The sequence below is a fragment of the Bradyrhizobium sp. LVM 105 genome, assembly GCF_003957705.1.
Classification (GTDB): domain Bacteria; phylum Pseudomonadota; class Alphaproteobacteria; order Rhizobiales; family Xanthobacteraceae; genus Bradyrhizobium; species Bradyrhizobium frederickii.
Window position 1 is genome coordinate 1 of record NZ_QZMV01000052.1, and the last position, 7,882, is coordinate 7,882.

Consider the following 7,882-nt stretch of genomic DNA (forward strand, 5'->3'; position numbering starts at 1 on the left):
CACGGCAGCCTAACCCCGGCAGAGGCTCCACTTATCGACGCGGATATTCTGTTCAGACAACCGGGGCCAGCTCAGATCGAGATCCGGAGCATCGCCGCTTTGCGAAGCTAAGGACGAATCGGCGTATCGACCGACGTGTTTCTGTCAAAAAACATCACGCTAGATACTCGCTTAATTGACGGCGCGCTCCGGTGCTAATTCAGGTGGCGGGACTCATGAACTGCTAGGGTGCCCGAATCTGGTTTACGAATGCCATCAATGCAGGCGTACGAACTGCTGCTTCCGATAGTACGCGAAGTATCCAGGATATCGCGGCGGCCAATCCTCGAATAGGGGATTAGTTGTTCTGCCTCTATATGCGGAAGCATAAGGTGGTCGACCCACATAGCAATGCCTATCGCTATCCGGATCCGTAACAGATCAAATTCGAAGGACGCATCTTCCTGCCAAAGGCGGGTTGGACCCGGATGGTGGTCCACCGGGCCGATCCTGGGCAAGGTCAAGATGTGACGATCTCCAGCGTTGCCGAAGCTCAGCCATTTAGGGCCGAGAGTAGTCACTTGCCGGTCTGCCGATCGAGGCGGCGGACCGCCTGGGAGGCATGCCGTAATGTTTTACAAAGGCTCGCCGCATGCGCTCGGGGTCGGTGAAACCGACCGCTTGCGCGATCGCCTCGATCGGCTCAGATCCGGCCTGTAATCGTGCGCGGGCCGCTTCGAGCCGAAGTCGTTCGACAGCCCTCGTTGGCGTCTCACCCGTTTCGCGCCGAAATGCGCGGCCGAATTGACGAAGGCTGAGACGCGCAGCTTCCGCAAGGCGTTCGATAGGTAACGGCTCCTGCAGACGATCGCGTGCGAAAGCCAATGCGATCCTTATGCGATCGGACTCCGGTTCCATCTGAGAGATCGGGGAATATTGCGATTGTCCGCCGGCGCGTCGATGATAGACGACAAGTTCGCGCGCTACTTTGCGCGCTAGTTCGACGCCGTGGTCAGCCTCGATCAGCGCCAAAGCAAGGTCGATGCCTGCCGTGACGCCTGCCGATGTCCAGATAGCGCGATCGGCGATAAAGATCTTGTCGGCATCGACCTCCACCGCTGGATACCTCCGTTGCAACTGGTGCGCCATCCGCCAATGCGTGGTGGCGCGTTTTCCATCGAGCAGTCCTGCCTCGGCCAGCAGAAATGCACCAGTGCAGACGCTCGCGATCCTGGATGTCCGCACGGCAAGCCGCGCCACCGCCTGCACTTCGCCCGGTTTAAGCATCGGGGCGATGTCGCCGCCGGAAATGACAAGCGTGTTCACATTGGCGTCACCGGCCGCCATGGTGGTCACCGGAACGCCACCGCTGCTCGGGACGAGTCCACCGGCGCGCGATAGGACCTCAAGCCTGTAAAGCGGCCGCCCGGCGACCTTGGCCACGGTCTCGAAGGCAGCGAACGGGCCAGCAAGGTCGAGGATCTGATGGCCTGGGTAAACGAAAAATCCGACGATGTGCATCGCTGGCGCATTCTAAGGGATCCAAGTCCTTTGCGCCATACGCTCCTGCCGACATAATCCGTGTGAACCGGGGAGGCCACCCATGACCATTCTGATCCCGCATTATGAGGGGGCTCGGAGCCCAGCGTCGGTGCCCGAGCATGCGTAGGTGTCCCAAGATCGAGCCGGCCGACTTGCCGTCGGTCTCGCGGCTGAGCTCGTCCTATGGCCGAGGCGATTTTGCCGATGCGTTTTCGGCGGACTTGCCAGAAACGGCCTCTGGGGACGTAGAGGCGCTCGCACGACATGTCTTCGAACAGCAACCTGAGTGGATCGCGATGCTGATGAGCATCCGAGACATTCTAGTGCGGCCTTTCGGCCTCAAAAGAGCAGCCGATCTGCAGTCCAGCGGAGGCGACCGCATCAGCATCTTTCGTGTCTTCGATCGAGACCAGGACGAGATCATCCTGGGAGAAGACGACTGGCATCTCGATTTCCGTGTGTCGGTCCTCTTGCAACCGACATCCGAGGGCCGGCCCCGTCGACTGATCGTAACGACGCTCGTCTTCTACAATCGTCTGCTGGGCCGGGCTTACATCGCGCTTATCGCGCCCTTCCATCGCTTGGTCGTACGATCGTCGCTCGATCAAGCGCAGAAGCGCGGATGGCCGAGTGATAGCGGCCGTGCCGCTCAGCCGCCTCCCGCGACGGGCCCAGCCAACGCCAGCAACGCATCGGATTGAACGCTAACAGGGACCGAGCGACGGTCATGCTTCTATGCCGGCAGGAGCCCTGTGGCCCGGTAGCTTTCGATCAACGCGTCAAACAATGATATGTCAGAGCGGCTTCTCGCCATGAGCTGAGCTCCGGCGACTGCCGCAAAGATCGCACGTGCCCGCGCCTGGCTGTTATCTGGGCGCGCCACGTCGGCGGCGACAACCGCCTTGCTGATCCAGGCCACGTTGACGTCGGAGAAGGTCTGAACCTCTGCCGTCACCTCATCCGGAAGATCATCATATTCGGCCGACATGAAGCTGCAAAGGCAAAGCCGATTGTTGCTCTCAAGCGATCTCCGGAAGATTTTTCGGATACTCCCGTAGTGCACTGATCGGATCCGCCGCGTCTCTGAGTAAGCTTTCGAGCTCGCTTTCGGTATCTTCCCAGTAGCGCCGAGCAACCGCTGCACCCAAGCTCGCGCTGCCTTCATCAATGTGCTGTTGCCTTTCTTTTTAGGAGCGCGAGCACGAGCCCTGCCAGCGCCCCATGCCCGCGCGCTTCTCGGGCATATAGCACCAGCGATCACAGTTGCTGCAGCCGACATGCTTCCTGCAGTGCGCGGTTCTGAGCCGGTCTCGAATCTCAGCGGGAACCGGCAGTCTTGCCTGCCAAGTCTTGACGTCGTGATGGTCGATGCGGCCAACCATATTGTCGGAGCGGACCAGAGCGGGCTCTCTTGATTGGTGCCGGTGAGGGTTAGCCCCGGCGGAGCGATTTGTCCCGCGCGTGTGCCCCTGTTGTGCCCCAGGTTTTTGGGGGCACACCTCAAGGGAACAGGGTCGCTAAGCTACTGCGGGAAAGGGCTAAATGGTGGGCGCACAAGGGATCGAACCTTGGACCTCTCCCGTGTGAAGGGAACGCTCTCCCGCTGAGCTATGCGCCCGGGACCATCATGCAGACGGCCGGACCTTGTCGGCCGGCCGGCGCATCGGAGCCCGCGATTTAGAAGTGCGGGCTTGAGGTGTCAAGTTTCCAGGTGCCGCGGAGAACGGAAACCTTGCCTCGGCCACGCAATTCGCGGCGGAGGGACGGTTTTGGGAGGCTTAGGCGCCCTGCTGGCGGGCGCGGGAGGCGTGGGCCTGCAGCGCCCGGATCCGCTCGGCCAGCGTTCCGCCGCCCTCGGGCAGGCTCGGCGCGCCGTTGGTCGCGGCGTCGTTGGCCGGGCGCGGCGCCGGCTTCGGCGGCTGGCCGGCCTCGGCCGCCAGCAGCGCCTCGATCGGCGAGTTCGGGCCTTCGAGCTGCATCGCGAGCTTGGCCACCTCGGCGGCGATGTCGTTGATGCGCTCGCGCAACAGCGCGTTCTCCATGCGCTCGGTGGCCCAGGAGCTCTCCGCCTGCTGCTGGATCGCGTTGATGTCGCGCTGAAGCTTGGCGCGCTCGTCGCGTGCGGTGCGCAGCTGCTCCTCCAGCGCGGCTTTCTCGGCGCGCAGCGACTCCATTGCAGCCGACGACTTGCCGCCGCTCAAGGCGGCGATCTCGACGCGCAGCTCCTTGATGGTGCGCTCGTTGCTCTCATTGGCCTGGCGGAGCTGGTTGTTCTCATAGTCGCGCTCGGCGAGCAGCTTGCCCTGCGTGGCGAGGCGGCCTTCGAGGTCGGCGACGCGGCCGGACAGCATCTCGGCTTCCTTGACCTGCAACAGCAGCTGGCGATCGAGCTCGGTGACGCGCTGGCTGAGATTCTCGACCCGGCCACGCGCCTCGCTGAGCTCGCGCGAGGCGGTCTCGGATTCGGTGCGCTCCTGCGCGAGGCGCGCCTGGGTGGCGGCAAATTCCTTCTCGGCGTCGCCGACCCGGTTCTTCAATTCCTCGATCTGCGCGCGCACGGCGAGCAGCTCGACCTGGCGGCTCTCCGCCATCATCGAGCGATCGGACAGCTCGGCATTGATCTTGGCGAGCTCGGCCTGCTTGTCGGCCAGCGCGATCTCGGCTTCGCGCAAGGCCTGGGTCTTGGTGTTGAATTCCTCCTCGGTGGCGCGGAGCTGCTCCTTCACCGCCTTCTCGCGCGCCTCGAGGGCGAAGATCGTGGCGTTCTTCTCGCCGAGCTCGATCTTCATGCGGTTGATGGCGTCGCTCTTCTTGCCGAGCTCGGCGAGCTGGCTCGTGGTCTTGTTCTTGAGCTGGTCGACGCTCATCTCGAGCCGCCGCGCCGACATGGCGAATTCGGCGCGGAGCTGGTCCTTGTCGGCCTGGATCTCCGCCATCGACAGCGGCGTTGCGGCCTCGAGCCGGCGCGTGGTCAGGCGCACGGCGCGGTTATGCACCAGCGGCACGATGGCGAGCCCGCACAGCATCGAAAGCAGGAAACCGATCGCCAGATACATGATCGGCTCGACCATGGGGCAGAACTCCCGGAGCTAAGGAAAAATTTACCAACGACCATGCCATGGGGCGCCGGCAGAAAGCCAGCCCCGGCCTGTCGTTAACCTTGATCCCTAACCGGATGGGAGCAGAGCAGCCTAGAACGGGTTCCAGGTCGCCCGCGGGGTGTATTTGAGATAGCCGATATTGGCGCCCAGCCGCAGGCCGAGCCCGGAGCGGATCGGCACCAGCACGATGTTGTTGGCGGTGAGCGCCGTCATGCCGAAGCCGCCGATGATATAGGCCGAGCCGTCGAGGCCGGCGAAGCGCTGGTAGATCGCGTTGGTGGCGGGCAGGTTGTAGACCAGCGTCATGGTGCGCGCGCCGTCGCCGCCCCAGTCGAAACCGAGCGAGGGGCCCTGCCAGTACACGCGCAGATCCCCGGCGTTCTTGGTGTAGAGCGTGCCTTCGCCGTAGCGCAGGCCGGCGACGAAGGCGCCGGAACCTTCCTCACCCAGGATGTAGCCGTTGGGCAGGCCCCATTGGCTGACCGCCTTCTCGATGATCGAGGCGAGCCCGCGCGAGACGTTGCCGAAGAAGCGGTGGCCGGCGGTGACGAGCTCGTCCGGCCCGTAGGTGGTGGGCGTCGGGGTCCGCTGCGGCGGCGGCAGGTCCGGCGGCGGCGCCGTCTGGGCCGAGGCCGGCACGATCCAGCCGACCATCGCGGCAAGCGCGAGCGCAGCAAGGCGTGATGCGAAAGTCATGAAAGAACCCCTGGTACCGAATCCGGTCGCTTCCTTAACCTGACGCCAACAGGCATGGCTCTAGGTTGCGCCGGATGTCCCCTCGACTCGGATGTTATCCGCAGCAACTATGACGGCACAACGGCAGGAAGATAGCCCTTTGCGCCCCGGAATCGCCTTGATCGGGCTCCTCGTCTGCCTGCTGTCGGGCATATGGGGCTCGGGGTTGCCGGCCGAGGCCGCCACTACCGAGCGGGTCGTCGTCAACCGCTTCACCGGCGTCGCCATCGAAGGGTTCGACCCCGTCGCCTATTTCGTCGATGGCCGGGCGGTGCGGGGCACGGCGGAGTTCGAGGCGAACCTGTGGGGCGCGGTCTGGCGCTTCCGCAACGAGGGCAACCGCGCCTCCTTCCTGGCCCATCCCGAAGTCTATGGGCCGCAATTCGGCGGCTACGATCCCGCCGATATCGCCCGCGGCGTCACCGTCGCCGGCAACCCCCGTTTCTTCGCGATCGCGGCGCAGCGGCTCTATTTGTTCAGCCGGGACGCCAATCGTGACGCCTTCGCCGCCAATCCCGAACGGTTCCTCTATGAGGTCGGCAAGCGCTGGCCGGCGCTTCTGGAACAGCTCGGTCAGTAGCGACCTACCGCCTGCGGATCGCCCCAGGCGATGAATTCCGGGATGATGAAGCCGCTCGCCTGCCGCTCACCGAAGCGGAGCTCGCCGCCCTTGCCGTCGGTCACCCTGCCGCCGGCCGCGGTCACGACCGCAGCACCGGCCCCGACGTCCCATTCGCAGGTCGGCCCGAAGCGGGGGTAGATGTCCGCGCTGCCTTCCGCGATCCGGCCGAATTTCACGGCCGAGCCGCAGGTCTTTCTCACGGCGTTGGGCCTGTCATCGATGAAGGCCTCGCTCCTGGGATCGCCATGCGAGCGGCTCACCGCTGCGATCCAGGGCTCGCCCCGCGCCGGCAGCTTGCGGGTGTGGATCGGCTCGGCCGTGCCGATGGTAGCGCCGTCAAACCTCAGGCGCTCGGCGCCGCGGCCGACGATGCCGCGCCAGAGCACGCCGAGCGCGGGCGCGCTGACGATGCCCAGCAGCGGCACGCCTGATGTCATCAGGGCGAGGTTGACGGTGAACTCGTCGCGACCGGCGATGAACTCCTTGGTGCCGTCGAGCGGATCGATCAGGAAGAAGCTGCCCTCAAACGGCGGGGAGGCGGACTGGGCCCGCTCTTCCGAGAGGGTCGGGATGTCGGCTGCGAGCCGTGCCAGGCCCTCCGCGATGATGCGGTCGGCGGCGAGGTCGGCCTCGGTCACGGGCGAGCCATCCTGCTTGCCGTCGACCTGCATTGCCGTGCGGTTGACGGACAGGATCGCCTCGCCCGCCTTCACGACCAGCGCCGTCAAGGGCTCCATCAGCCCGGAGGCGGCCGCGCCGTCGATGATCCGCCTCACCTGGATGCCTCAATCATCGGCAATTCGTTCCTTCTCGACTGATTCGCCCCGATCGATTCGATTGGGCTTATGACCGCCTCGACGTGATCGCAAGCTAGCTGCCGCGGGCTGGCGAATGTTAGAACCCGCAGCATCCGTCAAGCATGCGTGATTCGCGGCGTCCAGCGCCGTGCAATTCCAGGAACCCTCCAGGACCCCTTTATATGTCTGACGCCTCGTCGCCCGCGACCGCTACTGCTCCCGATATGCTCGAACTCGCCGCGCTTCTGTGCTCGCGGGTCTGCCACGACCTCATCAGCCCGGTCGGCGCCATCGTCAACGGGCTCGAAGTGCTCGACGACGATCCCAAGCCCGAAGACCGCGAGTTCGCGCTCGACCTGATCCGCAAGAGCGCCAAGACCGCCTCCGCCCGGCTCCAGTTCTGCCGTCTTGCCTTCGGCGCGGCCGGCTCCTCCGGCGCGCAGATCGATCTCGGCGATGCCCAGACCATGGCGAAAGGCCACATCGAGGACGGCAAGTGCTCGATCACCTGGAATCTGCCGCGGCTCCTCTTGCCGAAGAACCGCGTCAAGCTGCTGCTCAACATGCTGGTCGTCGCCCAGCATACGATCCCGCGCGGCGGCATGCTGACGGTCGACCCGATCGGCGAGGGCGAGACGATGAGCTTTCGCATCACCGCGACCGGTCATAACGCGCGTCTGCCGCAGAACATCTCCGAGCTGCTGAGCGGCGAGCGCGGGCCGGCCGCGGATGCGCACGCGATCCAGCCTTATTATACGCGGCTGCTGGCGCAGGCCTGCGGGCTCACCGTGAAGCTTGCGCCGGAAGGCGAAGCCATCACCGTTACCGCTTCGTAAACAGCGCGTCGCGCTCGGCCTCTTAAGCAAATCTTTACGAGGCGCTTCGGCTTGTCCGGAGCGCCTTATCTCTTTGTTGATTCCGTTCTTTTGCACATACTCAACCAATATTAAACGCTTTGCGGTGAAGCTGGCACCATTCCGAAATGGCGCATCACACCTCGTGCGCGCCCTTCCTTATGAAGGCCTGTTTTCATGGATGATCTGTTGCGGGAGTTTCTGACGGAGACCAGCGAGAGCCTGGACACCGTGGACAATCAATTGGTGAAG

7 protein-coding genes, 1 tRNA gene and 1 pseudogene are annotated in these 7,882 nt (G+C 64.3%); 3 read left to right on the forward strand and 6 right to left on the reverse strand.

Features of this window, described 5'->3' with window-relative positions; all coding sequences use genetic code 11:
- Positions 1-540 precede the first annotated feature (540 nt).
- Positions 541-1,500, reverse strand: a complete 960-nt coding sequence (locus D6B98_RS39015) for a GlxA family transcriptional regulator (protein WP_126262183.1) — start codon at positions 1,498-1,500, stop codon at positions 541-543.
- Positions 1,501-1,640: 140 nt separating this feature from the next.
- On the opposite strand from D6B98_RS39015, the gene D6B98_RS39020 reads away from it, so the two are divergent.
- The gene (locus tag D6B98_RS39020) at positions 1,641-2,222 is read left to right on the forward strand and encodes a DUF2867 domain-containing protein (RefSeq protein WP_126262184.1); all 582 of its coding nucleotides are present in this window, start codon (positions 1,641-1,643) and stop codon (positions 2,220-2,222) included.
- A gap of 32 nt (positions 2,223-2,254) precedes the next feature.
- On the opposite strand, the pseudogene D6B98_RS39025 reads toward D6B98_RS39020, so the two are convergent.
- The 4 genes and pseudogenes from D6B98_RS39025 to D6B98_RS39040 all read right to left on the reverse strand — a co-directional run bounded on the left by D6B98_RS39025 (position 2,255) and on the right by D6B98_RS39040 (position 5,318).
- Positions 2,255-2,690, reverse strand: a pseudogene (locus tag D6B98_RS39025) (TetR/AcrR family transcriptional regulator).
- Between the two features lie 374 nt (positions 2,691-3,064).
- Positions 3,065-3,139 (reverse strand) — tRNA-Val (locus tag D6B98_RS39030).
- 160 nt (positions 3,140-3,299) lie between these two features.
- The gene (locus D6B98_RS39035) at positions 3,300-4,592 is read right to left on the reverse strand and encodes a coiled-coil domain-containing protein (RefSeq protein ID WP_126262185.1); all 1,293 of its coding nucleotides are present in this window, start codon (positions 4,590-4,592) and stop codon (positions 3,300-3,302) included.
- A gap of 120 nt (positions 4,593-4,712) precedes the next feature.
- Positions 4,713-5,318: a DUF1134 domain-containing protein gene (locus tag D6B98_RS39040; RefSeq protein ID WP_126262186.1), complete on the reverse strand. Its 606-nt coding sequence runs from the start codon at positions 5,316-5,318 to the stop codon at positions 4,713-4,715.
- Positions 5,319-5,457: 139 nt separating this feature from the next.
- On the opposite strand from D6B98_RS39040, the gene D6B98_RS39045 reads away from it, so the two are divergent.
- Complete coding sequence (locus D6B98_RS39045) at positions 5,458-5,937, forward strand: YHS domain-containing (seleno)protein (protein WP_126262187.1); 480 nt, start codon at positions 5,458-5,460, stop codon at positions 5,935-5,937.
- Here the strand turns inward: D6B98_RS39045 and cysQ are convergent.
- On the reverse strand, positions 5,931-6,755 hold the full coding sequence (cysQ, locus tag D6B98_RS39050; RefSeq protein ID WP_164719160.1) for a 3'(2'),5'-bisphosphate nucleotidase CysQ: 825 nt from the start codon (positions 6,753-6,755) through the stop codon (positions 5,931-5,933). The genes D6B98_RS39045 and cysQ overlap by 7 nt on opposite strands.
- 203 nt (positions 6,756-6,958) lie before the next feature.
- On the opposite strand from cysQ, the gene chpT reads away from it, so the two are divergent.
- Positions 6,959-7,612 (forward strand): histidine phosphotransferase ChpT, encoded by a 654-nt coding sequence (chpT, locus tag D6B98_RS39055; protein WP_164719161.1) that lies wholly within the window; start codon positions 6,959-6,961, stop codon positions 7,610-7,612.
- Positions 7,613-7,882: the final 270 nt, after the last annotated feature.

Coding starts and splice junctions, on each gene's coding strand:
- D6B98_RS39015 (WP_126262183.1), bottom strand. CDS start 1,500: ATGCACATCGTCGGATTTTTCGTTTACCCAGGCCATCAGATCCTCGAC.
- D6B98_RS39020 (WP_126262184.1), top strand. CDS start 1,641: ATGCGTAGGTGTCCCAAGATCGAGCCGGCCGACTTGCCGTCGGTCTCG.
- D6B98_RS39035 (WP_126262185.1), bottom strand. CDS start 4,592: ATGGTCGAGCCGATCATGTATCTGGCGATCGGTTTCCTGCTTTCGATG.
- D6B98_RS39040 (WP_126262186.1), bottom strand. CDS start 5,318: ATGACTTTCGCATCACGCCTTGCTGCGCTCGCGCTTGCCGCGATGGTC.
- chpT (WP_164719161.1), top strand. CDS start 6,959: ATGTCTGACGCCTCGTCGCCCGCGACCGCTACTGCTCCCGATATGCTC.